The organism is Massilia sp. SYSU DXS3249, assembly GCF_053668055.1.
In genome coordinates, this window is the sequence record NZ_JBSIPX010000003.1 from 289,510 (window position 1) to 313,304 (window position 23,795).

Below are 23,795 nucleotides of genomic sequence, written 5' to 3' on the forward strand. Positions count from 1 at the left end.
TGTCGATCCAGGTTAGGGCGTCCGGCAGGCAAGTGCGCCGGACGGTTGGCGCTGGCGCCGGTTGAGGATGTCTTCGAACAGGTTGAGCTGTCCGGCAGTGGTGTCGTCCCAGCTGAAGCCTTCGGCATAGCGGCGGGTCGCGCCCCGGTCCGGGTAGTTGGCGCGCAAGGCATTGACGGCGTCGGCCACGCCCTGGGGCGTGCGCTCGGCCATCAGCACGCCGGCTTGCGGCGCGGCCACCACTTCCGGGGTGCCATACACGCGGCTGGCGACAACCGGGGTGCCGCAGGCCATCGATTCGAGCAGCACGTTGGCCCAGCCTTCGCGCGAGGAAGCCAGCACCAGGGCGTCGGCCGCGCCGTAGTGATTGCGCAGCTGGGCTTGCGGCACGGCGCCGAGGAAGTCGACGCGGGCGGCGACGTCCAGCGTGCGCGCAAGTTCTTCCAGCATCTGCCGGTTCGGGCCGTCGCCGGCCACGACCAGGCGCACGCCGGGCAGCAGCGGCAGCGCGGCAATGATCAGTTCCTGCGCCTTGACCGGCACCAGGTGGCCGACCGTCAGCAGCGTAAAGGCGCCCGCCTTGGGTTGGCGCTCGATCGGCTGGAACAGCTGCAGGTCGACGCCGTTGCGCAGCGAGGTCACGCGGCCGGCATCGACGCCAAGGGCGACGACTTCGTCGCGCAGCGCATTGCAGACCGTGATAATGGCGTCGGCGCGGTTGGCGGCCCAGCGGATCATGCGGCGCGGCAGTGTGTAGTTCGGCAGCAGCGTGATGTCCGAGCCGCGCGCGGTGATGACCAGCGGCTTGTTGAAGTAACGGCCCAGCATGGCCGCGGCGACGCCGTCCGGATAAAAGTAGTGGGCGTCGATCAGGTCGAAGTCGTAACCCTCATCTAACATGCGCGCGATCGTTGGTTTCACCGACTGCGCCAGCAGCAGGGGCGCGACGTTCATGCCGATCTTCGGCAGGGTCGGGTAGCGCGGATGCGCCACGCGCAGGCCGTGGCGCAGTTCCTCGCGCGGCACCCGCGCCTGCTTCGCATAGTTGCCGAAGCGCGGATTCGTCGACGGGAACCAGGGCACCGGCGCGACCACGCGCGCCTCGACCTTGCCGCTGGCGACCAGGTGGCGCAGGCGCGTTTCGACGAAAATCCCGTGCCCGGGCTTCTCGCTGTTCGGGAACAGGGTACTGAAAGTCAGGATCTTCATGCAGCGCGCCGGGCCGTCAGGCGGCCGTAGATGTTGGGGTAACGCCCCACGCTGACCTTCCAGTTACGCTCGGTCTCGACGAAGCGGCGGCCATTCGCGCGCAAGGCCGGCCATTGTTCCTGCTGCTCGAGCAGGGCGCCGACTTTTTCGGCCAGCGAGGCCGGATCCGCCGCCTTGAACAGCACGCCGGTCTTGCCGTCTTCGATCAGTTCCAGGTGGCCGCCGACGTCGGACGCGGCCAGGATGCGGCCCTGCGCCATCGCTTCCAGCGGCTTCAACGGGGTGACCAGCTCGGTCAGGCGCATCGGCAGGCGCGGGTAGACCAGCACGTCGAGCAGGTCGTAGTACATGTTGACCTGGTCGTGCGGCACGCGGCCGGTAAAGACGACCTTGTCGGCGATGTTCAGGTCTTGCGCCAGCTGGCGCAGCTGGGCGTCCTGCGGACCGCCGCCGACCAGCAGCACGCGCAGGTCCGGCAGGCGTGCCGTCAGCGCCGGCACCGCGCGCAGCAGCACGTCCAGGCCCTCGTAGGCGTAGAACGAGCCGATGAAACCGATCAGGCGGGTGCCGGCCAGGCCCAGGCGCGTTTTGAGATCCTGGTCGGCGCTGCCGCCGACGGCGAACTTGTCGATGTCGACCGCGTTCGGGATCACGGTGACCTTGTCGGCCGGGATGCCGCGCGCGACGATGTCGCGGCGCAGGCCTTCGCAGATGGTCGTGACCGCATCGGCCTGGCGCAGCGCATAGGTTTCCAGCGCGCGCGTGGCGCGGTAGCGCAGGCCGTTCTCGGCGCTGGTGCCGTGGTCGACGGCCGCGTCTTCCCAGAAGGCGCGCACCTCATACACCACCGGGATGCCGAAGCGTTTACCGGCGCGCAGGGCGGCGATCGCGTTCAGGCTCGGCGAGTGCGCGTGCAGCACATCGGGTTTGATCTTCGGGATGATCTCGCCCAGGCGCCGGACCAGGCCGTCGATGACTTCCTTCTGGTTCAGCACCGGCAGGCGCGCGAGCGCCCCGCTGGACTTCGGCGTGCGGTAGAAGTGCAGGCCATCCACGGTTTCCTCGAGGGCGTCGTCGGAATTCTGCTTGGAGCCGGTAACATGGAAGGTCTCCCAGCCGAGCGCGCGCTGTTCGCGCAGGATCGAGCGGGTACGGAAGGTATAGCCGCTGTGCAGCGGGATCGAATGGTCGAGGACGTGAAGTACGCGCATCAGTTGCTCCTTGGGGCGGCGGCTGCGCCAGCGCCGTTCTTGCGCAGGAAGGCTTCGAACATCAGTACCGACCACAGCGCGGTGCTGTGGTCCTTGGTGGCGGCCTGGTGTTCGTCGACCATCTGCTTGAGGGTGTTCGGGTTGAAAATGCCGGTGTCGAGCAGGGCGGGATTGAGCACGGCCGACTTCATGGCGCCGGCCAGCGGGCCGCGCAGCCAGGTCGCCAGCGGGATCGAGAAGCCCATCTTCTTGCGGTACAGGATGTCGTCGCCCAGATAGGGCTTGAGCGCCTTTTTGAAGATGTACTTGCCTTCGCCGTTGCGCAGCTTGCAGCCCGATGGCAGGCCGGAGACCCACTCGACGAACTGGTGGTCGAGCAGGGGCACGCGCACTTCCAGTGCATGCGCCATCGATGCGCGGTCGACCTTGGTCAAAATATCGCCCGGCAGGTAGGTCTTCATGTCGATGTACTGGATCAGCGACAGCGGATCGTCGGTTGGCGCGTTATTCGCGTAGCCGCGCATGACTTCCACCGCGCGGTAGCCCTGCAGTTTGCTCTTGAAACTGTCCGAGAACATGCCGCCGCGCACGCGGTCGTTGTTGATCGACACGCCGTGGAAGTAACCCTCGGTCAGGTCGCGCGCGAGGGCCTCGAAGGTGGTCTTGGCGCGGAAGACGCGCGGCGCCCAGTCGGCCTTCGGATAGGCCTTGCCGAGCAGGCCGAACACGGGTTTGCGCAGGGCCAGCGGCAGCATCGAGCGCACGCGCTCTTCTCCCATGGCCATGCGGTGGCGGCGGTAGCCGGCGAAATTCTCGTCGCCGCCGTCGCCCGACAGGGCCACGGTCACGTTCTTGCGCGCCAGTTCGCAGACGCGGTAGGTCGGGATCGCCGAGCTGTCGGCATACGGCTCGTCGTACAGGCCGGCGAGCATGTCGAGCAGGCCGTAGTCGTCCTTGTCGACGATTTCCATGCGGTGATTGGTCTTGTAGCGTTCGGCCACCTGCTTGGCATAGGTCGACTCGTCGAAGTCCGCCTCGTCGAAGCCGATCGAGCAGGTATTCACCGGACGATCGGACAGGCCGGCCATCATCGCCACGATGGCGCTCGAATCGACCCCGCCCGACAGGAAGGCGCCGAGCGGCACGTCCGCTTCCATGTGGCTCTCGACCGCTTCGCGCAGGCGATGGATGGTTTCGCCCTCGATGTCGCCGTCGGTCATGCCGACGTGCGGCGTGAACGGCACGTCCCAGAACTGTTTCGAGGCCGGCAGCGTCGTCATGCCGGGCTTTAAGGTCAGCGTGTGGCCCGGCAGCAGTTTGAACGCGCCGGTGAAAATCGTGCGCGGCTCGGGCACGTAGCCGTAGGCGAAATATTCCTCGACGGCGCAAGGGTCGATCTCGCGCACCAGGTTCGGCAGCGTTAGCAGGGATTTGAGTTCCGAGCCGAAGGCGAACATCCCGTCCGGCAGCAGCGCGTAATGGAAAGGCTTGATGCCGAGGCGGTCGCGCGCCATGAACAGGGTCTGCTTGTTGCGGTCCCAGATCGCGAAGCCGAACATGCCGCGCAGGCGGTGCACGCAGTCTTCTCCCCATTCTTCCCAGGCGTGGACGATGACCTCGGTGTCGCAGCGGGTGCGGAACTCGTGGCCCAGGCCTTTGAGTTCCGTCATCAGGGCGCGGAAGTTGTAGATCTCGCCGTTGAACACGATGACCACGCTGTGGTCTTCGTTGAACATGGGCTGCAGGCCCGCGGCCAGGTCCATCACCGAGAGGCGGCGGTGGCCGAAGGCCAGGCCCGGCTCCAGGTGCAGGTCGCCCTCCGACGGACCACGGTGAAATTGCGAGTCGTTCATACGCTGCAGCAGGGCCGGGTCGATCGCCCGGCCGCCGTGCAGGTCAAAAATGCCAGTTATTCCGCACATGGTGTGATTGCTTGTTGAAGTGTTGTCTTGCTCTTGCAGAGGCGGTCGTAGAGGCCGAGGTAGGCGGCCAGCATGGCCGCCATGCTGTATTGGTGTTCGATGCGTTCGCGTGCGGCGCGGCAGTGCGCTGCCGCCAGGTCCGGGTTGCGTACGTAGGTGGCCAGCGCCTGCGCCAGCGCTTCCGGATCGCCGGCCGGCACCAGGCTGCCGTGCACGCCGTCGGTCACCACTTCCGGGATGCCGCCGACACGGCTGGCGACGACCGGCAGTTCGCTGGCCATGGCTTCGAGCAGGGTCACCGGCGTGCCTTCGGCGATCGAGGGCAGGGCGAACAGCGAGAAGCCGCCCAGCACTGCAGCGACGTCGGCATGGGCGCCGGCGAAGATAATGTCCTCCCCGACACCGCTGGCGGCCGCCTGCGCTTCCAGGCGCGCGCGCAGCGGGCCGTCGCCGACCAGCACCAGGCGCAGCTGTTGGTCGGGGACGCGTGCGCGCAGGCGCGCAAAGGCGTCGATCAGGCAGGCATGGTTCTTGACGTCCTGCAGGCGGCCGACGGCGCCGATGACGAAGGCGCCGTCGGCGCGCCAGGCTGCTGCCGCCGGGGCTACCGGTGCACCTGCATAAAAGCGCTCGGTGTCGACGCCGTTGATGATGGTTTCCACCTTGCGGTTCGGCAGGCGCACGGTCGTGTCGAGCCAGCGTGCGAGGTCGGCGGACACCGGCACATAGCGGTCGATCACGTTCGCCAGCAGCCGGCGCAGCAGGTTGTGCTTGCGGTTCAGACCCTGCGGGTCGGAGGCGTCGCGTCCGTGCTCGGCGTGGATGCGCACCGGCACGCCGGCCAGCAAAGCCACCGCCTGGTACTCGATGGTGCCGAGGTTATAGGTGTGCAGGATGGCCGGGCGCAGGCGGCGCAGCAGTTTGAACAGTTTGACATGCACCTCCGGCGCGAGACCCGGTGCCTTGTGCAGCGCGTACAGCTCGACGTCCGGGCGCGCGATGCGCTCTGCGAAATCCGTGTAGTCGGTCAGGCAGACGATCGCGTGCCGGTAGCGTTCGGCCGGCATGCGGTTGATCGTATCGACCAGCAGCGTTTCCAGGCCGCCGATGTCGAGGCGGTAGATCAGGTGCACGACCAGCGGGGCGGTGCGATGAAGCGTTACCACGGCCATGCTCAGCGTCCCCGCGTCTGCTGCAGCGTGGCCTCGATGGCCTCGCCGCCGCGTGCCATGAAGGCGCGCAGCGCGGCGCGCGCCGCCTGCGGGTCGTCGTTCACCGGCGTCGCCAGCACCAGCAGCGCGCCGTCGTCGCCATGGAACAGCAGCTTGGCCTTGGCCGTGTGCAGCTTGCCGACCACGTTGCTGGTCGTGTTGTGGCCATCGATCCACATCCAGTGCCAGACCAGCAGCGGGCCGCCGGGACCCGCCAGCGTGGTTTCGCGCACGGCCAGGCCGTCCACGGTGCGGCCGCTGCTGCTAGTGGCGTGCCAGGCATCCTTCGGGCCGGCCAGGCGGTTGATCGAGCTGATCAGGCCTTTGCTCTTGTCCTGGTTGCGGTAGTACAGCACCTGCAGCTTCACAGGGCGGCTGCCTTCCATGTAGACGCCGGCGACCTTGGCATCCGGGGCCATGTAGTCCGGTTCCCAGCCCGGGAAGGCGGCGGCGGTGCTCGCCTGGCTGCCCAGTTGCGGCAGGGCCAGCGACACGGCGTCCGGGTTGTGGTTGGCGCGGTCGTTGTAGGCGGCAAAGGCTGGCCAGACGGCGGCTACGGCGACGATCGCCAGCGCCATCGGCAGCAGCGAGCGGGCAGGGCCCGCGTTTGCCATACCGGCCACGGCGGCCTGTGCGCTTGGTGACGGCGCTTCTTCTTCGCGCCAGTAGCTGCCGATCCAGAACATCAGGAACATCACGATGCCGAAGAACAGCCAGCCGTAGATCAGGTGGTCGACGCCGGTCGCCAGTTCCATGCCGGAGAGGTGGCCGATCATGACGATCATGTAGGCGCGCAGGCCGTTGGCGATGATCGGCACGATGACCGACAGGCCGATGAACAGCGCGCGGCGCACGTTCGAGCGGTAGGTCAGGTAGGCGTACAGGCAGCCGAGGGTGATCGAGGAGATCAGGTAGCGCACGCCGCTGCAGGCTTCCACGACCGACCAGCTGCCGGTGGGCAGCTCGAAGCGGGTGCCGTTGCGCAGCACGGGGATGCCGGTGACCTGCACCGCCCACACGGTGAAGTCGGCGGTGATGCCGATCAGCGGGTCGACGAAGACTTCGCCGAAGGGGACGGCGAACAGCAGGAACAGCAGCGGGAAGGTCAGCGAACCGGCCAGGCGGCGCCCGAGCAGGGCAAAGGCCGCCAGCGGGAACATCGCGACAAAGGCGTACTGCATCACGACCTGCACCCCGGCGATGCGCGCGGCCAGCCAGCCGGCGCCGGCGATCGCCAGCAGCGCCAGCACCGGCCATGCCGGTTGCGCGGGAATCAGGGAAAAATTGGCGCGCCGGCGCCAGATCAGCCACAGGCTGATCGGCACGATGGCGTAGCCGTGGGCGAAGGTCTCCGAGCTGTTCCAGATGTCGACGATCGAGCGCGCGGTGTCGAAATACAGCACCAGGGGCGCGAGCAGCGCAAGGACGACCAGGAGCGCATTGGCTCCCGTCACGGGACGGGCGTTGGCCTCGACCAGGCCCGGTGGCGGTTTCAGGAACATTCCAGTCGCTCCCCGATGCAGGCCAGGTTGCTCGGCCAGCTGTATTGGCGTTCGACGCGTTCGCGTGCGGCGCGTCCCATCGCATCCCGGCGTGCGTGCAGCATGCCGCTCACGGCTTCCACAAAGGCGTCGGCGCCGTCGGCCAGCACCAGTTCGGCGCCCGGTTCGGCCTCGATGCCCTCCAGTGCCTGCGGCGACACCACGACCGGGGTGGCCATCGCCATCGCTTCGAGTACCTTGTTCTGGATGCCGCGCGCGATGCGCAGCGGCGCCACCGCGGCCTGGGCGTGCGCGATGTAGGGGCGCACGTCGGGCACGGTGCCGGTGACGGTCACGCCCGGCAGTTTTTCGAGGTCGCGCACGGCCTGGGTCGGGCGCGCGCCGACGATGTAGAAGCGCAGGTCGGCAAAGCGCGTGCGCAGTGTGGGGAACACCTCGTTCGCGAACCACTGCACGGCGTCGACGTTCGGCCAGTAATCCATGGCGCCGGTGAAGACGACGGCGCGCTCGCCCCCGGCATACGGATTGGCGTAGGGAGTGTCGGGGCTGAAGTACTCGGTATCGACGCCGTTGTTGAAGAAGCCGATGCGGGCGCTGCTTTCCGGGGCCAGGTCGCGGAACAGCTGGGCTTCCGGGGCCGAGACGAACAGCGAGGCGTCGTAGTCGCGCGCGACGCGGCGTTCATAGGACAGCAGCTGGCGCGCTTCGTGGCGGTACAGCCAGCTCATCGGCCAGGATTTCTGGTCGGCGTACTGGCGCCATTTGTCCGAATCGACGTCGCAGAAGTCGACCACGCGGCGCGCCTGCGGGTACTTGTCGGCGTACTGCGCCATCGCCGACGAGAACACCAGCACGCGCTCGATCTGGTGCTTGGCGACCGTGGCGTCGACCCAGCGTTCGAGGCTGGCGTCGCGGTAGTAGTCGAGCGACAGCGAGCGGTTCTTCAGCAGGGCGCCCAGGCTGCGCACGCGCGCCAGCGTCGGGTTGAGCGGCGCAAAATGACTGCTCGCGCACATGGCCTCGACCTTCGGCACGTGCTGCCAGTCGTCGGCGTCGTCGACAAAGGTCGCCAGGTGCACCCGGTACTGCCCCGCAAGATGCTTGAGCAGGTGGTAGGAGCGGATCTTGTCGCCCTTGTTCGGCGGATAAGGGATACGGTGGATCAGTAGCAGCAGGTCTTGCACGGATTACCCCAGGTTGCGGACAATGTGTGGACCGATCAGGTTTGCCACCGGGATCGGCAGTTTTTTCCACATCTTGATGAAGAGCTGGTATTTCGGATTCAGCGGATTATTGTCCGGCAGGGCGTCGGCGCCGTACAGCTTGTATTCGTAGGGCAGGTGCTGGGCCGTGAAGCCCCAGTTCTTTTTAAAGTCGTAGGCACCGGTGCCAAGCTTGGAGCGGCCGAAGTCGAACAGGCGGCATCCGCGCGCGGCCGCTGCCTGCATCAGATTCCAGTACATGAAGTCGTTGCCCGCCACTTCGCGCGCCAGGTCCATGCCGCCGCCGTAGTAGGGCACCACTTCGTCGCGCCAGTAGAAGCTCAGTACCGAGCCGACCAGGCGGCCGTCATCGGTGACGATGGTGCGCACTTCGCACTCATCGCCAAACTCTTTTTGCAGCAGCGCGAAGTATTTTTTCGGGAAGACCGGGGTGCCGAGGCGGTGCACGCTGTGCGAATAGGCCGTGAACAGGCGGTCGACGTTGCTGTCGACTTCGCCGCGCAGGCCCAGCTTGATGCCCTTGCGGACCATCGCGCGCTGCTTGCGCGGAATCGCGTTCAGGTTTTCCTCGTCGTCGTGCGAGATCGCCTTGCGGAAGGTGACGTACAGCTCCTTCGTGTGCCAGGACGGATCGTCCGGGTGGGCACGCTCCATGCCGCGGTATTCGAGGTGGCCGACGCCGAGCTCGCGCGCCAGCTTGTCGGCGGCGCCGTCGAGCAGCACACGGGCCCCGTCGTCGATCGCGGCCACGCCGCCGTAGACGCAGAAGGGCATCGCCCCCAGCGAGTGGCCGAACAGGCGGCTTTTGATCTGCGCCAGCGGCAGCACGCCGAGGATCTGACCGTCCTGTTCGACGTAATAGAACCAGGTCTTGATGCCGAAGGATTGCTCGATCACCGGCTGCCAGCCGGAGAGGTGGAAGAAGGTCGCTTCCGGGCAGCTGCGGACAAAAGCGTCCCAGCGGGCGCGGTCCTGCGGTTTCAATAGCTGCAGGGTTTGTGCGGCAGCGGAACGCAGGCCATGCGTGCGTTCCGCCTGCAGGGCCTGCGAGTTTTCAATAATCGAATTCATCATGGCTTACTCAGGAAAATACGGTCCATCCGGTCCCACGCGAAATCGCGGGCGAGGGCAGCGATGCGCCCTTCCATGCGGTCGATGTTGATGTAGTGGCGGAAGCGCGCCTTGGCGCCCAGGCCTTCGGGACGCGGCTGGCCGGGATCGACTTCCCACGGGTGGAAGTAGAACAGGGCCGGCTCGTTATCGAGCTCGTTGACGCGCTTGACCATCCAGCGCGACAGTGCGTACGGCAGCAGGCGGAAGTAGCCGCCGCCGCCGGCCGGCAGTTTGCGATTGCCCAGCATGGCAGTGGTGATCGGGATTTCCAGCAAACCGTCCGGGCCGTTTGGGTAAAAGGCGAAACGGGGCGCGTCCGGCATGCCGTAGTGGTCGTGCTGGATCGGGTAGATGCTCGAGCTGTAGCGGTAGCCCGCTTCCGTCAGCGCGTCAAGCGCCCACAGGTTGCCGTGGCCGATCGAGAAGCTCGGGGCGCGGTAGCCGATCACGGCCTGGCCGCCGATGTCTTCCAGCAGGGCCTTGCTGGAGCGGATGTCGTTGTCGAATTCGGCGCGGCTCTGGTCGGAGGCGCGCAGGTGGCCGTAGCCGTGGCTGGCCAGTTCATGGCCGGCCTCGACGATGCGGCGCACCATGGCGGGATAGCGTTCGGCGATCCAGCCGAGCGTGAAGAAGGTGCCCTTCACGCCACCCTGCTCGAACAGGGCGAGGATGCGCTCGATGTTGGCTTCGACGCGGCATTCGCGCGCCGGCCAGCTGGCGCGGTCGATATAGGGGGCGAATGCCGAGACCTGGAAATAGTCCTCGACGTCGCAGGTCATCGCATTGCGGATGCGCTCGCCCGGCTGGCGCTGCGGCCGGGCTGCGGGAGTCTGCATCTTCATTCCTGGGTATCCACGTGTTGTGCCGCCTGGATCCCTTGCGGGTTGGCGACGATTTTTTTCAGGATCGACAGCACCGAGACCACCGATTTTTCGAGGCGCATCATGCGCTCGTCGAGCACTTCGATGCTGTCGCGGCGTTCGCCCAGGTGGTCGAGGCCATCGGCCATCGATTGAGTACGCAGGGCGCCGGTTGCCGGCGCAGCCATCACCTCCGGCTGCTGGAATTCTTCGCTGATGTCGCCGATGACGGTCCGGATATGCTCTTCTGTAAAGTGGTGCAGCTCTTCCAGGTAGCCCATCAGCAGCACGCGGTCGAGCAGCGTGTTGGTCTTGCGCGGGATGCCGCCGGTGTAGCCGAAGATCGCCTCGTGGGCGGCATCGTCGAAACTCGGGTCGCCGTTCCAGCCCACCGTGTGCAGGCGGTGCTCGATGTAGGCGCGGGTTTCCTGCGCATCCATCGGGCCCAGGTGGTAGCTGGCGATGACGCGCTGGCGCAGCTGCTGCATGCCCGGGCTGTGCAGGGTGGCGCGGAATTCCGGCTGGCCCAGCAGGAAGGTCTGGAGCAGGGACTTGTCGTCGGTCTGGAAGTTCGACAGCATGCGCAGTTCTTCCACCGTCTTCGGGTTCAGGTTCTGCGCTTCGTCGATGACGAGCAGGGCGCGCTTGCCCTGGCGGTCGACGTTGTGCAGGAAGGCCTCGAGGCGGGTCAGCAGGTCGGTCTTGGTCGCGCCTTCATGCGGCAGACCGAAGCCCGAGGCCACCATGCGCAGCGTGTCGTCCGGATCGAGGTGGGTGTTGACGATGTGGGCGGCGACGATCTGCTCGTGCGGCAGCTTGTTGAACAGGTTGCGCACCAGCGTGGTCTTGCCCGCGCCGACCTCGCCGGTCACGACGATGAAACCCTCGCCCTGCGACAGGCCGTACTCGAGGTACGCCATGGCGCGCTTGTGGCCTTTGCTGCCGAAGAAGAAGTGGGGGTCGGGGCGCAGCTGGAAGGGCTTGGCCGAAAATCCATAATACGGTTCGTACATCGTGTCACTCCACTTAAAACTGGGCCGTTAGGGTGGCGCTGATCGAATTGGCGTAGTAATGCGTACTGTTGAGGCCATGCTCGCCGCGGGAGTGGCGCAGTTCGACGAGGCCGTTCAGCTGGCGGCTGAAGATCTGGCGCACGCCCATGCTGAGCGTCTGCTGGTCGCGCTCGATGTTGGTGGACAGGGAGCGCGAGCGCGACAGCGTCAGGGCCGCCGTCGCGGTCGTCTTCGAGTCCAGGCGATAGCTGTGGGCGGCGTTGAAGCCGGCCTGGCGCACGTTGTTGTTGAGTGCGAACAGCTGGCTGCCGAGCAGGTCGCTGTCGGCCTCGCTCGAGGACAGGGCGATGCGCTCGCTGGCGAACAGCGACACGACCGTGCTGTGGGTGCGCCAGTTGTAGGTGGTCGCGGCGCGCGCCAGCTTCTGGCGGAAATAGCGGTTGGTCAGGTAGTTCACTTCCTGCGCCAGGCTACCCGGCAGGCCGGTGGCGAGCAGGTAGTTGTCGATCGCCAGGCGGCGCGCGAACGGATCGGGGATCGTCGCGGCGAACAGCGTGTCGAGCAGGGAGGCAGTGTCGAGCGCCTGCGGCAGCGAGAACTGCGAGCGGGTGGTCGTCACGTCGTCCGAGTAGCTCAGGCTGGTGACGCTGTGGCGGCCGCGGAACGAGGCCGACAGTGCACCGGTCTTGCCCAGGAAGTGGCGACCGCCCGACATTTCCAGCTTGATGCGGCTGTTCGGGCGCCAGGCGAAGCCGGCCGACCAGCTCGGGCCTTCGGTACTGCCGCCCAGGGAATCGTAGTCGTAGGTGTCGTAGCCGCCGCTGGCGGTCAGGCGCAGCGTGCGGCTGAGCGCATAGCCCAGGTTCAGCTTGGCGTTTTCCGAGAATGTGTCGGCGAATTGCTTGTTGTCGACATCCTGGCGCGCATAGTTCAGGTTCCAGTTCAGGTCTTCCCACGAACGGCCGCTGGTCAGGGTGAACGACGGGCCATGGGCGGTGCTGCTGCCGTAGCGCGAGCGGTCGGCCTCGACGCCGTTCAGGGTATAGCGCAGCGTCGCATGGGCAAAGTTGCCGAAGCGCTGCTGGATGTTCGGGCTGATGCTCCAGGTGCTGACGTCGGCGACGTTTTCGTTGTTGTAGCGGGCTTCCTGGCCGAGCAGGCCGAAGGCCGAGATGGCCTGGGTGCTGGCGCTGGCGCTGGCGTCGACGTACATGAACTCGTCGATGACCTTCAGGCGGCCGGCGGCGTCGTACTGGAGGCGGTTCCTGCGCGAGTTGCCGCGGCCGCCGCCGATGTAGCCGAACAGCGAGGCGCTCGCGTTGACGCTGCCCTGCACGTACCTGTTCTGGCCGTAAGCGGAAATGCCCGGCATGACTTCGGTGATCAGGCGCGCGTCGCGGCGCGAGCTGCCGTGGTTGGCGTTATCGGTCAGGGTTTCGGTGATGGACAGCGAGGGCGTGACACGCCATTGGGCCTGGGCCGGCAGTACCACCAGCAATGCCGCTGCCAGCGGCGCAAGCCGCGGCAGCTTGCCGATGATCTGCTTAGCCGTAGTTGTAGTCATACTTCTCTTCGATCCCCGGGATGTCCCGCGCCTTGTTGTAAATGAGGTTGACGTTGCTGCAGCCTTCGAGCTGGCGCAGCGATTCCGAGACCGCCTGCTGGGTCGTGGCCTGGGCCTCGACCACCATCACGATCTGGCCCATGTGGCTGGCCAGGACGCGTGATTCGCTCGTCAGCAGCAGCGGCGGCGAATCGAAAATGATGACGCGGTCCGGATAGCGGTGGGCGATCTCGTTGACCAGGTTGCTCATCGTCGAGCTGGCCAGCAGTTCGGTGGCGCGCGGGGTGCTGGTGCCGGCCGGCAGGATGCTCAGCGTGTCGACATTGGTACGCAGCATCACGTCCGACAGGTCGAGCTTGTCGTCGACCAGGATGTCCATCAGGCCGCGCTCGGCGGGCAGGCCGAGCGTGCGCAGCACCGAAGGACGGGCCACGTCGGCGTCGACCAGCAGCACCGTGTGGTCGAGTTCCATGGCGATGCTCATCGCCAGGTTGATCGCGCAATAGGTCTTGCCTTCGCCCGGCAGCGAGCTGGTGATCATGATCAGGTTGTTCGGGCGGGCGCCCTTGGCCTGGCCGAAAGCGCGCTGCAGCAGCGGGCGCTTGATGACGCGGAAGTCTTCCAGCAGGCTGGTGCGGCCGCTGGCGGCCGTCACCAGGCCCGCTTCGCGCATCGCCGCCAGGTCGAGTTCGACCTTGCGCACGCCCGGCTTCGGCGTGGTCATGCGCGGCGTGTCGAGGCGCGGTTCGGCGCGGCCGGCACGCGGCGCTTCGGCGCGCGCTGCCGGGGCTGGCGCCGCGGTGGCGGCGGTGGGTGCAGGCGCGGCAGGCGCTGCCTGCGGCTGCAGCACGACGGCTTCGCCATCGTGCTCGACGACGACGGGGGCCGGTGCAGGCACGCGGGTGTGGTCAATGCGGCTGGCCGCTTTTTCGATAATGCTCACGTTCGCTCCTAATATTGTTCCGTTACACGGCGTCCGGGGGCGCGCTTACGCCGCTGCCCGGGCCAGCATGGCGGCCACGCCGATGCCGTAGGCGCCGAACAGCCCCAGCACGGCGGCGCCAAGGCCCATCAGGCGGCGCTTGCGCATCACCTTCTGGCTGCCGGTCCAGTGCATGTTGATCGATCCGAGCACCGGAACGCCGGTCGTCTCGCGCAGGGCCGAATGGCTCAGGAAGGTCGGACGCACCTGGGCCATCAGGAAGGCGCCGATCAGGCCGGCGAGCAGAGCGCCGGCAAACACGGCCGAGAACAGGGCCAGGCGGTTCGGGCCGGACGGCTTGACGGCTGCCAGCGGCGGCTCGATCACGCGGAAGGTCATCATGTTGGTGGCCGAGGTCAGGTCGCCCGACAGGCGGGCCTGCTCGCGGCGCTGGACCAGCTTCTGGTAGTTGTCGCGGTTGACTTCGTAGTCGCGGTTCAGCTGGACCAGCTGGGCTTCGACTTCCGGCGCCGTCTCGCGCTGGCTGCGCAGGGTGGCCACGCGGTTCGAGTACTCGTTGACACGGGCACGCAGCGAGGCCACGCGCGACTCGGCATCCGACAGCGACACGGTCAGCTGCTGCATCATCGGGCTGGCGGCCACGACCGCATCGGCGCGAGGCTTCTTCGCCGCTTCCTTCTTCTGCGCCTGCAGCTGCTCGACCAGGCGCTTGGTGCCGATGATGTCCGGGTGCTGCTCGGTGTACTGCAGGCGCAGCGCGTCGAGGTTCTTCTGGGCGGTGGCGAGGCGGTTTTCCAGTTCAGGATCGACTACGGTGCCGCTGCTGGTGACGGCGCCGCCGCCGGTGGCCATGCGGCGACGGATTGCGTTCGCCGCCTGCTCGGCTTCGGCCAGCTCCAGGCGGGCCTGGCTCAGGGCGTCGTTGGCGGAAGCGACCCGGCTGCCGAAATCGGTGCCGTTCGGCAGCAGGCCCATGTTCTTGATCTTGAATTCCTTCAGCTTGTTCTCGGCGGCGGCCAGTTTTTCCTCGGTGCTGCGGATCTGGTCGTCGATGAACTGGACAGCCTTGTCCGATTCCTGCTTCTTGCCGCCGAAGCTGCCTTCCACGAAGATCGTCAGCAGCGACTGAACCACGTCCTTGGCCAGCTTCGGATCGGTCGCGGTGTAGCTGATGGTATAGATGTCGTCGCGCTCGGTACCGGCCATCGTGATCTTGGACATCAGCTCGTCGACCATGCGGTCCTTCTCGTCGCTGGTCTTGGCCTTGACGTCGAGGTCGGTATCGCGCATGACGCGTTCGACGTTCGGGCGGCTGATCAGGGTCTGGCGCATGAACATGACTTGCTGGTCCACGTTCGGCAGGGTGGTCATGCCCGACAGCAGCGGCTTGAGGATGCTCTGCGTATCGACATAGACGCGGGCCGAGGTTTCGTACTGATTCGGCAGTTTGAGCACAATGGCCCAGCCGATCAGCGCCACCACCCAGGTGATGGCCACTGCATGCCAGCGGTATTTACCGATGGCCTTAAGGAAATTCAGGATTAGGGCTGTTATCTCTGCCATCTCATCAGTCTCGCCATGAGTGCCCGGCGGGGCGCCGGACACGAACATTCAACAAAGGAACACGCATCATCGCTTGTAGTTTGTGCAATTGCAATTGCGTGCCAGAAATTTGTGCTAATAAACGCCTTGCATAGCACGCGTTACAACACAAATTCTTGCCTGCAACGCCGAAAACGGCTGTCGTGTTTCATTTGGGACGTTATTATTGCCACCAAACAAACTTCAGCTCGCTTAAAATGTTGCACAGCGTTAATACGCAACCGCAGCATTTTTCCTGAACCTGAATCCAGGACAATGTCTTTGCTTACCATCAAGCTGATGTATTGTAATGTTGAAATTGCAAAAGGGGCTGCACGATTGATTCCTATTCGAAATAATGAATGCAACATCAATAAGGGACCGTTGCGGCGCCGGCTGCTGGCCGCCTGCGCGGCCTTTACGCTGGCGGCGACGGCTGGTCCGAGTCACGCCGATGGCCTGACGCGCACGATTGCGGCGGTCAAGCCGGCTATCGTCGGGGTCGGCACCTTCCTGAAAACCCGTAGCCCGTCGGTGATGTTTACCGGCACCGGCTTTGCCGTCGGCGACGGGCTGAGCGTCATCACCAACGCGCATGTGGTGCCGACTACGCTCGACGGCGCGAGGATGGAAGAGCTGGGCGTGGTGGTCGGCGCCGGCCAGGACTTCGCTTTCCGCCCGGCGCGCGTGGTGGCGGTCGATCGCGGGCGCGACCTGGCGCACCTGCGCTTGACTGGCGGGGCGCCGCTGCCGGCGCTGGCGCTGGGCGACTCGCGCGCCGCGCTCGAAGGGCAGGCGCTGGCCTTCACCGGCTTCCCGCTGGGCATGGTGCTCGGGCTGAACCACGTCACCCATCGCGCGATGCTGTCGGCCGTGACGCCGATCGTCATGCCGTCGATGAGCTCGCGCGGACTCGATGCCCGTGCGATCACCCAGCTGCAGCGCGACCCCTTGAAAATTTTCCAGCTCGACGGCACGGCTTATCCGGGCAACAGCGGCAGCCCGGTGTACGACCCGGAGACGGGCGCCGTGCTCGCCGTGATCAATATGGTGTTCGTCAAGGGATTGAAGGAAAATGCGATTTCCAGCCCGAGCGGCATCAGCTATGCTATCCCGGTTCAGTACGTGCATGAACTGTTGCAGCGGAAGTGAAAAAAATGAAATATTTCAATCGTGCACGCCTTAACCGCGAGCACGATTAAGATACAATACGCCAGTTTGATGGCTAAATAACAATTTTTAATCTGCAATAACAACAGTCTGGCGATGCCGTCGCTGCCGCCGGTGCCTGTTTTGTGAAGGGGAATGAAGTGAGCAAGATCATGACGAATCTGACGAAACTGGCCCTGGCTTCCGCCTGCGTCGTGGCCTTGTCCGGCTGCTCGCTGCTGGACAGGTTCAAGTCGCCCGCGCCAACGAATGCATCGATGGCAGGCGTGGTGCCGGCCGACTACCTGATCGGCCCGGGCGACGCCGTCAACATCATCGTCTGGCGTAATCCGGAAGTGTCGATGTCGGTGCCTGTGCGTCCGGACGGCAAGATCACCACCCCGCTGGTCGAAGACCTGCCGGCCGCAGGCAAGACCTCGACCGAACTGGCGCGCGACATCGAAAAGGCGCTGGCCAAGTTCATCCAGCAACCGGTTGTCACCGTCGTCGTCACCGGCTTCATCGGCAACTATGGCGAGCAAATCCGCGTGATCGGCCAGGCCGCCAAGCCGCAAGCCCTGCCGTACCGCCGCGACATGTCGCTGATGGACGTCCTGATCGCCGTCGGCGGCGTCACCGAGTTCGCCTCCGGCAACCGCGCCAGCATCATCCGCACGGTCGACGGCAAGCAGCAGAAACTGCGCGTGCGCCTCGACGACCTGATCAAGGACGGCGACATCTCGGCCAACATGCCGATGCGTCCGGGCGACATCCTGGTGATCCCGGAAAGCTTCTTCTAAGCAGGGATTACCCTGTCGACCCGGCATGATACTGTCGGGTTTTCTTACAACGGCGCCTTCGGGCGCCGTTTGTCTTTGCGCTCCAGCTTGGCTAAGTGCTTGATTAGTTGTTGTATTTAATTACTTATTTTCCTTTGGTATGGCATTTGCTTGTAGGAATTTCCCTACGAAAGCGCAGGTGTGCCATACTTTGAAAAACGAGGGAGATGTGTTCATGGACAAGCAACCAAACCAAGTTAAGCCGTCGCAAACCGCCACCACGCTACCGCCCCTCGATTCCAAGGGAGCTGCGCGACGCCGCTTTACGCGTCTTGGCGCTGGCGCCACCGGCGTCATCCTGACCCTGCACAGCCAGCCGGGCATGGCGGCCGAAGGGCTCGGATGCGTTACGCCGTCCGGCTTCATGTCGATGAAGACCACTTCGGCCAGCCACAGCCCGCAAGGGATCTGTTCGGGCAACCGCTCGCACGGCTACTGGAAAACCCATGAAGATGAGTGGGCGAGCCAAGCCGGTGTCGACTCGACAACGAAATTCGGCGACATCTTCCTTGCCACCGGCAACTACGAAGGTCTTGCGCAGGCTACCCTGATGGATGTCCTGGTCCGTCCGCCGAAGGATTCAAAGGACCCAAAGGACCCGAAAGGCCCGAAGAACCCAAAGGGCTCAGAGGACTCGACGGACTCCACGGACTGGATCGACATCAAGGAGATCGACCAGAATAATGTGGCGATGCAGACCGTCACGGCCTTCCTCAATGCGCGCGCGGCCAGCCGGACGGCCACGCCGACCGTGTTGCCGGAAAGTCTAGTGCAGGAAATCTGGGGTCAGTATGTCCGCCAGGGCTATTATTCGCCCAGCACCGGCGCCTTCATCTGGCATGGCCCGCTGATCGCGGAATATTTCGAAAGTACCTTCCGCTAAGGCAGCGATTCGCCGCGCACGCATGCCACCTCTTATTTCCTGGCGCCTGGTCCCGGGCCAGCACCTGCTGCACCGCTGCTGGGATGGCGAATGCGTGCTCTACAACGACCTGACGGGCGACACCCATCTGGTCGATGCCTTCACCCTCGAATTACTGGAACTGCTAGGCGCCGCGCCGCGGCCGGCAGGGGCGCTTGCCGCCGCCCTCGGCGCCCTCGAGGAGCATCCTGACGTGGATGCCGCCCTTGACGACCCGCTTGCCGAGTTGCTGGCCGACCTCGCCGCGCTGCACCTGATCGAGGCGGCGTGCTGACCGTCGGCGCGCTCGGCGCGGGTGCGCTGGCGGAGCGACTGCGCGGACCGGGCCTGCGCCTGCAGACCGGGCCCTTCGTGGCGCGCGTGCGCAGTCCGCTGCCCGCGCTGGCGCGCAGCCTCGGCCGCATGTATGCCGACTATCCCGTGCTCGACGAGGGCACCCAGGCCGATTTCGACCTGCTGCTTACTAGCGCGCGCGGGCTGCGCCGCCTGGTGCGGCCGCAAGTGCACTTCCATTACGACGGCATGGCTCCGTTTCAGCCGCTGCCGCTGGCCCAGGCCTTCCCGATGTTCGAATGGGCGATGAACTGGTGCGTTTCGAGCCAGGCCCACTCGTGGCTGGTGATCCACGCCGCCGTCGTCGAAAAGGAAAACCAGGCGGTCATCCTGCCGGCCCCGCCCGGTTCGGGAAAAAGCACGCTGTGCGCGGCCCTGGTGGCGCGCGGCTGGCGCCTCCTGTCGGACGAGCTGACCCTGGTCCGGCTGGACGACGGCCGCATCGACCCGCTGCCGCGCCCGGTCAGCCTGAAGAACGGTTCGATCGACGTGATCCGCGCCTGGGCCCCCGACGCCGAGCTGTCGCCGCCGGTTGCCGACACCTTGAAGGGCACGGTTGCGCACATGCGCGTGCCCGCGGCCAGCGTGGCGCGCGCGCACGAGCCGGCGCTGCCGGCCTGGATCGTGTTCCCGAAATGGCACGCTGGCGCGGCGGCCGAGCTGGCGCCGGTGCCGCAGGCGCGCGCCCACCTGCGCCTGGCGGAAAACGCCTTCAATTACAGCCTGCTGGGTGCCAAAGGTTTTACGGCCGCGGCGCGGCTGATCGGGGGCACCCGCACGTTCGACTTCCGCTACGGCGCGCTCGAGGACGCCATGGCCGTGTTCGAGCGCCTGCTCCTGGAGCGCCCATGAGCGCGCCGCTGCCCCTGCTGGTCCAGGTGCTGCGCCACCCGGCGTGCATGGCCACGCTGGAGGCGTCCGAGTGGGAACTGCTGCTGCGCCAGGCCGGCGCGGCCGGGCTCACCGCCACCTTGTGCGTGCTGGCCGAGGAACAGGGCCTGTTCGAGACCCTGCCGCCGGCCGCGCGGCGCCGCCTGGGCTGGGCCCGTACCGTCTGGGAGCGCCATGTGCAGGCGGTGCGCTTCGAAATCAGGCAGATAAAAAGGGCGCTGGCCGGCACCGGCCTGCCGCTGCTTCTGCTCAAGGGCAGCGCTTACCTGGCGGCGGGCCTGCCGGCCGCCGGCGGACGGATGTTTTCCGACATCGACATCCTGGTGCCGAAAGAGGGCCTGCCCGACGTGGAGAGCCAGCTGATGCTGCACGGCTGGGCCTCCACCCACCACGACGCCTACGACCAGCGCTACTACCGCGAGTGGATGCACGAGCTGCCGCCGATGCAGCACATGCGGCGCGGCAGCGCCATCGACGTCCACCACGCGATCCTGCCGCTGACGGCGGCGGTCCGGCCCGACCCGGCGCTGCTGCGCGCGGCGGCGCGGCCGGCCGGCGAGGGCTGCCGGGTGCTGGCCCCCTGCGACATGGTCCTGCACAGCGCCACCCACCTGTTTTCCGAAGGCGAGTACCACCACGGCCTGCGCGGCCTGTTCGACCTGCACCGCCTGCTGGGCCATTTCGGGGCGCTGGAAACCGGTTTCTGGACGGCGCTGCCGGCCCGTGCGCAGCAACTGCAGCTGGAGCGGCCGCTGTTCTACGCGCTGCGTTACTGCACCCGCCTGCTCGCTACGCAGGTGCCGGCCCATACCGTCGAGGCGGCGCAGCGCGGCCGCCCGCCGGCCCCCTTGTTAACGCTCATGGACGCACTGTTCGAGCGCGCCTTGCGTCCGCCGCACCCGAGCTGCGCAACTGCCCTCGATCCGGCGGCGCACGCCATGCTGTATATACGCGGCAATTGGCTGCGCATGCCGCCGTTGATGCTGTCGCGCCACCTGTTCCACAAGGCTTTCCTGTCGTCGAGGGCTGCGCCGGCGCGCTAAATGGTGAACGTCGGGTGCTGCGTAGGAGCGTTCTTACAACGTTACAAGAATATTAGGTAAAAGCAACATTGTTAAGAATTTCTTGTATAGAAAGAAAAATTCCTGAGGACATTTTTATAATAAAAAATCCTGTCGGCATTCTTTACAAGGCTGCTGAGCTAGCTCTAACTGTTGACTTTAAATCATTGATTTAAAAGGGAAAGTGGAGGCTGGCACGGCGCTTGCTAATAGCTGAGTGTGTTTGCCCAAACCGATCCACTCAACAAGGAATTTGAATCATGAAATTTATGAAGAAACTGGCCTGTGCTGCTGCTGTCGCAATGTCCTTCGCTGGTGCCGCTAACGCAGCCCAGATCATGACCGACTGGCGTTTCAACCCGAACGGCGGCGGTTTCGATAACGCCCAAGTCATCGGCGAATACCTGGACGTGAACGGCAACTCGTTCATCCAACTGACCCCAACCGGCGAGCGCAGCTTCAGCTTCGTCGAGCACGCAGTGTTCAACATCCTGCAAGCTGACAGCAATGGCCAGGCCTTCAACGACCGCTTCGAAGGCGGCAACATCAGCGCAATCTTCGAAGGCTTCGGTAACGGCATGCGCGGCACCGGCACCACCAACGGTTCGTTCTCGTTCACCGGCGGCACCATCCGCATCTTCCAGAACCCGGTTGATGGCCAGTACGGCAGCACCCAGGGCATCTACGGCGCCAACCTGGGCACCGAAATCGCCTCCTTCAACGTCCTCGCCGGCGGCGGCGGCGAAGTCGATGCCAGCGGCAGCCCGATCGCCAACGGCCAGGTGAGCGTGTTCGCACAAGCTACCATGATGGCGCCAGGCTACTTCTTCCGTAGCAACGGCCAGGATCTGTCGATGGAATCGGTGCTGGCCTTCGCCTTCACCAACGCCAACCCGATCGTCAACCCGAACAGCGCTGCAACGCCTAACCTGGTGTCGGAAGTCGCTTGCCAATACGCAGGCTTCACCGGCGCCGGCTGCAACGGCTCGGCTTACGCCAATGCACCTGGCCAGTACTTCTTCGTCTCGAACAACGGCCAGTTCAAGCTGGCTGAAGTTCCAGAGCCAGGCTCGCTGGCCCTGTTCGGCATCGCGATGCTGGGCGCTGGTTTCGCCAGCCGCAAGCGCGCTGCCAAGAAGGCCTAATCGCCTCCTGGACGTAGCGAAAGCTGCATGAGAAAGAGCGGGCTTGCCCGCTCTTTTTCTTTGTATGCCGCGAGAAGAAGCTGAATGAAAAAAACGGCGGCGGCCCTTTCGGGCCCCGCCGTTTTTGCATGTCCCGGCCCCGCGCTCAGCGCTTCATCAGCTCGGCCAGCGGACGGCGCACCGAGCGCGCCTCCGGCGCCGGGCCATAGCCCAGGCGTCCCATGTAGACCGGGTGCAGTTCGTCGTTGAAGATGAGCGCCTCGGTCTGGCGCTGGAGGTCCTTGGCCGCCTGCGCCAGCTTCGGCTGGGCCGTGAAGCGGGTGCCTTCGCGCGCGTATTTCGAGAAAATCAGGGGCGTCATTTCCGGCTGCATGTACAGCCCGAGCGTGGTCATGGTCAGCCAGAAGCGCTGCAGGGCGCGGCCGGCGGCCACGTAATCGTCGATCGACTGCGGTGCGCGGCGCGCCTTGAGCACGAAGTGGGCGGCGCAGGCCATGCCGGGCGCCAGGTCCATCTGCAGGCGCGGCGCCCAGGTCCCCATCAGCGTGTTGACGGTCGCCATGCGGCGCCAGCTGACCATCGCCCATTTCATCAGGTGCAGGGTCATCGCGTCGACGCCCAGCGCGCCGGCCGGCACCTTGTCCGGGCTGTGCTTGCGGTTTTCCCAGTCGATGATGCTGCGGTGGGTCTCGAAGGCCTCGGGCATCGTCAGGCGCAGCCGCGCGTTATTGAACATCAGCTTGGCCGCCTGCCATTTCTGGTCGCGGCTCTCGAGCCAGCGCAAGCCATATTCGGGCGCGACGGTGGCTTCCAGCAGCCGCTTGTGCTCCGGCGTGAGGGCGGTGGTGCGCATCGGCCGGCGCTGCACCGTGCGCTTGTCGATGGCTTCGATCAGCGGGCTGCGCGCGACGCTCGCGTCGGCCATGAAGCGTACGTCGAACACCGGGTGCGTGTCGCGTCCTTCGGGGCGGCGCTTGACGTCGGCGCGCAGGCCATGGCCGCTGGCGGCGATCGCGATCGTCTCGAGCAGGGTGCCGAAGGCGATCTGGCTCGGGTGGCCGTCGAGGTCGTAGACGCAGTGGTCGCGCGTGTCGTAGGCGTGCACGGCGACGTGGTCCGGCGCGACAATCTCGAAGCGCCAGGTCTGCATGTTGTCGCCACTGGGCGCCCAGCGCGCCAGCTCCAGGATCTGTTCGATCGTCGTCGTCGGGTTGTTCATCGGGTCGCTCCTGCGGCGGCCAGGTCCTTGGCCAGCTGCTTCTTGCCTATCTTGATCATGAGGCGGTGCAGCGGGTTGCGGTTCCCGCCCGGACGCCAGGTACGTACCAGCTTGTTGCGGTAGGCATCGAACTGGATGCCCCAGGGCGCGGCCAGCACCCGGCCGCGGCCGAGCAGGATTTTCAGCGCCTCGGTTCCCATCACGCCGGCGCACAGCTGGCAGGCCATGATGGTCGAGGGCCCGCGCCGCTCGACGAAGTTGACGGCCTCGGGCACCACCAGGTAGGGGCGGTGCAGCCCGGCCGGCGCCAGGCCGACCACGAAATGGACGGCCTTGTCCGTTTCCGGCAGGTCTCCCCACTGGAAGTATTCCTCGAACGTCATCTGCCCCGGCAGGAAGTTCAGCAGCGCCGCGCCCATGCCGAGCGGGGCCACGGTGCTGGCCGGGATGCCGAGCCGGGCGCACAGGGCGAAGGTTTTCTGGCGGATCTCGAAGGCGAAGAAATCGAGCGCGTCGACATACATGTCGGCGCCGTCGAGGAAGGCGTGCAGGTTGGCGTCATTGATGCCCTCGGCAAAGACTTCGACTTCGCATTCCGGATTGACGTCGAGCAGCATGCGGCGGATGACGTCGACCTTCGGCTGGCCCAGTGTCGACACCATCGCGCCCACTTGCCGGTTAAAGTTGGGCACGTCGAAGGTGTCGAAATCGGCAATGCGGAATTTCGTGACGCCGAGCCGGGCGAGGGTCAGCGCATGGACGCCGCCGACGCCGCCGCCGCCCGCGATCGCCACCTGCTTGCTTCGCAACAGCGCCTGCTCCTCTCGGGTTACCCAGCCAATATTTCGAGAAAAAGCCTGCTCATAGCGAAAAGAAGTGGTCAT

21 protein-coding genes are annotated in these 23,795 nt (G+C 65.7%); 7 read left to right on the plus strand and 14 right to left on the minus strand.

Annotation, left to right across the window (positions count from 1 at the left end):
- Positions 1 to 12: 12 nt before the first annotated feature.
- The 12 genes from ACWCIA_RS05575 to ACWCIA_RS05630 are packed head-to-tail and all read right to left on the minus strand — an operon-like array spanning position 13 to position 15,334.
- The gene (locus ACWCIA_RS05575) at positions 13 to 1,209 is read right to left on the minus strand and encodes a glycosyltransferase family 4 protein (RefSeq protein WP_454161598.1); all 1,197 of its coding nucleotides are present in this window, start codon (positions 1,207 to 1,209) and stop codon (positions 13 to 15) included.
- Complete coding sequence (locus ACWCIA_RS05580) at positions 1,206 to 2,420, minus strand: TIGR04063 family PEP-CTERM/XrtA system glycosyltransferase (RefSeq protein WP_454161599.1); 1,215 nt, start codon at positions 2,418 to 2,420, stop codon at positions 1,206 to 1,208. The genes ACWCIA_RS05575 and ACWCIA_RS05580 overlap by 4 nt, the downstream gene beginning before the upstream one ends.
- Positions 2,420 to 4,342, minus strand: coding sequence for an XrtA/PEP-CTERM system amidotransferase (locus ACWCIA_RS05585; RefSeq protein ID WP_454161600.1), 1,923 nt, complete (start codon positions 4,340 to 4,342; stop codon positions 2,420 to 2,422). Before ACWCIA_RS05585 ends, ACWCIA_RS05580 begins: the two co-directional genes overlap by 1 nt.
- Positions 4,330 to 5,514, minus strand: coding sequence for a TIGR03088 family PEP-CTERM/XrtA system glycosyltransferase (locus ACWCIA_RS05590; protein WP_454161601.1), 1,185 nt, complete (start codon positions 5,512 to 5,514; stop codon positions 4,330 to 4,332). Before ACWCIA_RS05590 ends, ACWCIA_RS05585 begins: the two co-directional genes overlap by 13 nt.
- Positions 5,515 to 5,516: 2 nt before the next feature.
- A complete protein-coding gene (gene xrtA / locus ACWCIA_RS05595; protein ID WP_454161602.1) occupies positions 5,517 to 7,055 on the minus strand; it encodes an exosortase A in 1,539 nt (512 codons plus the stop codon).
- Positions 7,046 to 8,239: a TIGR03087 family PEP-CTERM/XrtA system glycosyltransferase gene (locus tag ACWCIA_RS05600; protein WP_454161603.1), complete on the minus strand. Its 1,194-nt coding sequence runs from the start codon at positions 8,237 to 8,239 to the stop codon at positions 7,046 to 7,048. The genes xrtA and ACWCIA_RS05600 overlap by 10 nt, the downstream gene beginning before the upstream one ends.
- Before the next feature lie 3 nt (positions 8,240 to 8,242).
- Positions 8,243 to 9,349 (minus strand): FemAB family XrtA/PEP-CTERM system-associated protein, encoded by a 1,107-nt coding sequence (locus ACWCIA_RS05605; protein ID WP_454161716.1) that lies wholly within the window; start codon positions 9,347 to 9,349, stop codon positions 8,243 to 8,245.
- Positions 9,349 to 10,233, minus strand: coding sequence for an XrtA system polysaccharide deacetylase (locus ACWCIA_RS05610; protein ID WP_454161604.1), 885 nt, complete (start codon positions 10,231 to 10,233; stop codon positions 9,349 to 9,351). Before ACWCIA_RS05610 ends, ACWCIA_RS05605 begins: the two co-directional genes overlap by 1 nt.
- Positions 10,230 to 11,264, minus strand: a complete 1,035-nt coding sequence (locus ACWCIA_RS05615; RefSeq protein WP_454161605.1) for an XrtA/PEP-CTERM system-associated ATPase — start codon at positions 11,262 to 11,264, stop codon at positions 10,230 to 10,232. The genes ACWCIA_RS05610 and ACWCIA_RS05615 overlap by 4 nt, the downstream gene beginning before the upstream one ends.
- 13 nt (positions 11,265 to 11,277) lie before the next feature.
- A complete protein-coding gene (locus ACWCIA_RS05620; protein WP_454161606.1) occupies positions 11,278 to 12,828 on the minus strand; it encodes a TIGR03016 family PEP-CTERM system-associated outer membrane protein in 1,551 nt (516 codons plus the stop codon).
- Positions 12,809 to 13,771, minus strand: a complete 963-nt coding sequence (locus ACWCIA_RS05625) for an XrtA-associated tyrosine autokinase (RefSeq protein WP_454161607.1) — start codon at positions 13,769 to 13,771, stop codon at positions 12,809 to 12,811. Before ACWCIA_RS05625 ends, ACWCIA_RS05620 begins: the two co-directional genes overlap by 20 nt.
- Positions 13,772 to 13,816: 45 nt before the next feature.
- On the minus strand, positions 13,817 to 15,334 hold the full coding sequence (locus ACWCIA_RS05630) for an XrtA system polysaccharide chain length determinant (protein WP_454161608.1): 1,518 nt from the start codon (positions 15,332 to 15,334) through the stop codon (positions 13,817 to 13,819).
- A 402-nt stretch (positions 15,335 to 15,736) separates the two neighbouring features.
- On the opposite strand from ACWCIA_RS05630, the gene ACWCIA_RS05635 reads away from it, so the two are divergent.
- The 7 genes from ACWCIA_RS05635 to pepA all read left to right on the plus strand — a co-directional run bounded on the left by ACWCIA_RS05635 (position 15,737) and on the right by pepA (position 21,692).
- Positions 15,737 to 16,504: a S1 family peptidase gene (locus ACWCIA_RS05635; RefSeq protein ID WP_454161609.1), complete on the plus strand. Its 768-nt coding sequence runs from the start codon at positions 15,737 to 15,739 to the stop codon at positions 16,502 to 16,504.
- Positions 16,505 to 16,674: 170 nt separating this feature from the next.
- Positions 16,675 to 17,301, plus strand: coding sequence for an XrtA/PEP-CTERM system exopolysaccharide export protein (locus tag ACWCIA_RS05640; RefSeq protein WP_454161610.1), 627 nt, complete (start codon positions 16,675 to 16,677; stop codon positions 17,299 to 17,301).
- A 214-nt stretch (positions 17,302 to 17,515) separates the two neighbouring features.
- Positions 17,516 to 18,223 (plus strand): hypothetical protein, encoded by a 708-nt coding sequence (locus tag ACWCIA_RS05645; protein WP_454161611.1) that lies wholly within the window; start codon positions 17,516 to 17,518, stop codon positions 18,221 to 18,223.
- Between the two features lie 22 nt (positions 18,224 to 18,245).
- A complete protein-coding gene (locus tag ACWCIA_RS05650) occupies positions 18,246 to 18,536 on the plus strand; it encodes an HPr-rel-A system PqqD family peptide chaperone (protein WP_454161612.1) in 291 nt (96 codons plus the stop codon).
- Positions 18,530 to 19,447: an HprK-related kinase A gene (locus ACWCIA_RS05655; protein ID WP_454161613.1), complete on the plus strand. Its 918-nt coding sequence runs from the start codon at positions 18,530 to 18,532 to the stop codon at positions 19,445 to 19,447. Before ACWCIA_RS05650 ends, ACWCIA_RS05655 begins: the two co-directional genes overlap by 7 nt.
- Complete coding sequence (locus tag ACWCIA_RS05660) at positions 19,444 to 20,529, plus strand: nucleotidyltransferase domain-containing protein (protein WP_454161614.1); 1,086 nt, start codon at positions 19,444 to 19,446, stop codon at positions 20,527 to 20,529. The genes ACWCIA_RS05655 and ACWCIA_RS05660 overlap by 4 nt, the downstream gene beginning before the upstream one ends.
- Before the next feature lie 278 nt (positions 20,530 to 20,807).
- Entirely contained in the window at positions 20,808 to 21,692 is an 885-nt protein-coding gene (gene pepA, locus ACWCIA_RS05665; RefSeq protein ID WP_454161615.1) for a flocculation-associated PEP-CTERM protein PepA, read from the plus strand.
- Between the two features lie 145 nt (positions 21,693 to 21,837).
- Here pepA and ACWCIA_RS05670 read toward each other — a convergent pair whose 3' ends face one another.
- Both ACWCIA_RS05670 and ACWCIA_RS05675 read right to left on the minus strand, forming a co-directional pair.
- The gene (locus ACWCIA_RS05670) at positions 21,838 to 22,911 is read right to left on the minus strand and encodes a nitroreductase family protein (RefSeq protein ID WP_454161616.1); all 1,074 of its coding nucleotides are present in this window, start codon (positions 22,909 to 22,911) and stop codon (positions 21,838 to 21,840) included.
- Entirely contained in the window at positions 22,908 to 23,795 is an 888-nt protein-coding gene (locus tag ACWCIA_RS05675; RefSeq protein WP_454161617.1) for a ThiF family adenylyltransferase, read from the minus strand. Before ACWCIA_RS05675 ends, ACWCIA_RS05670 begins: the two co-directional genes overlap by 4 nt.

Coding starts and splice junctions, on each gene's coding strand:
- ACWCIA_RS05615 (WP_454161605.1), bottom strand. CDS start 11,264: ATGTACGAACCGTATTATGGATTTTCGGCCAAGCCCTTCCAGCTGCGC.
- ACWCIA_RS05645 (WP_454161611.1), top strand. CDS start 17,516: ATGGACAAGCAACCAAACCAAGTTAAGCCGTCGCAAACCGCCACCACG.
- ACWCIA_RS05660 (WP_454161614.1), top strand. CDS start 19,444: ATGAGCGCGCCGCTGCCCCTGCTGGTCCAGGTGCTGCGCCACCCGGCG.
- ACWCIA_RS05575 (WP_454161598.1), bottom strand. CDS start 1,209: ATGAAGATCCTGACTTTCAGTACCCTGTTCCCGAACAGCGAGAAGCCC.
- ACWCIA_RS05580 (WP_454161599.1), bottom strand. CDS start 2,420: ATGCGCGTACTTCACGTCCTCGACCATTCGATCCCGCTGCACAGCGGC.
- ACWCIA_RS05605 (WP_454161716.1), bottom strand. CDS start 9,349: ATGAATTCGATTATTGAAAACTCGCAGGCCCTGCAGGCGGAACGCACG.
- ACWCIA_RS05585 (WP_454161600.1), bottom strand. CDS start 4,342: ATGTGCGGAATAACTGGCATTTTTGACCTGCACGGCGGCCGGGCGATC.
- ACWCIA_RS05630 (WP_454161608.1), bottom strand. CDS start 15,334: ATGGCAGAGATAACAGCCCTAATCCTGAATTTCCTTAAGGCCATCGGT.
- ACWCIA_RS05670 (WP_454161616.1), bottom strand. CDS start 22,911: ATGAACAACCCGACGACGACGATCGAACAGATCCTGGAGCTGGCGCGC.
- ACWCIA_RS05675 (WP_454161617.1), bottom strand. CDS start 23,795: ATGACCACTTCTTTTCGCTATGAGCAGGCTTTTTCTCGAAATATTGGC.
- xrtA (WP_454161602.1), bottom strand. CDS start 7,055: ATGTTCCTGAAACCGCCACCGGGCCTGGTCGAGGCCAACGCCCGTCCC.
- ACWCIA_RS05610 (WP_454161604.1), bottom strand. CDS start 10,233: ATGAAGATGCAGACTCCCGCAGCCCGGCCGCAGCGCCAGCCGGGCGAG.
- pepA (WP_454161615.1), top strand. CDS start 20,808: ATGAAATTTATGAAGAAACTGGCCTGTGCTGCTGCTGTCGCAATGTCC.
- ACWCIA_RS05650 (WP_454161612.1), top strand. CDS start 18,246: ATGCCACCTCTTATTTCCTGGCGCCTGGTCCCGGGCCAGCACCTGCTG.
- ACWCIA_RS05640 (WP_454161610.1), top strand. CDS start 16,675: ATGACGAATCTGACGAAACTGGCCCTGGCTTCCGCCTGCGTCGTGGCC.
- ACWCIA_RS05620 (WP_454161606.1), bottom strand. CDS start 12,828: ATGACTACAACTACGGCTAAGCAGATCATCGGCAAGCTGCCGCGGCTT.
- ACWCIA_RS05590 (WP_454161601.1), bottom strand. CDS start 5,514: ATGGCCGTGGTAACGCTTCATCGCACCGCCCCGCTGGTCGTGCACCTG.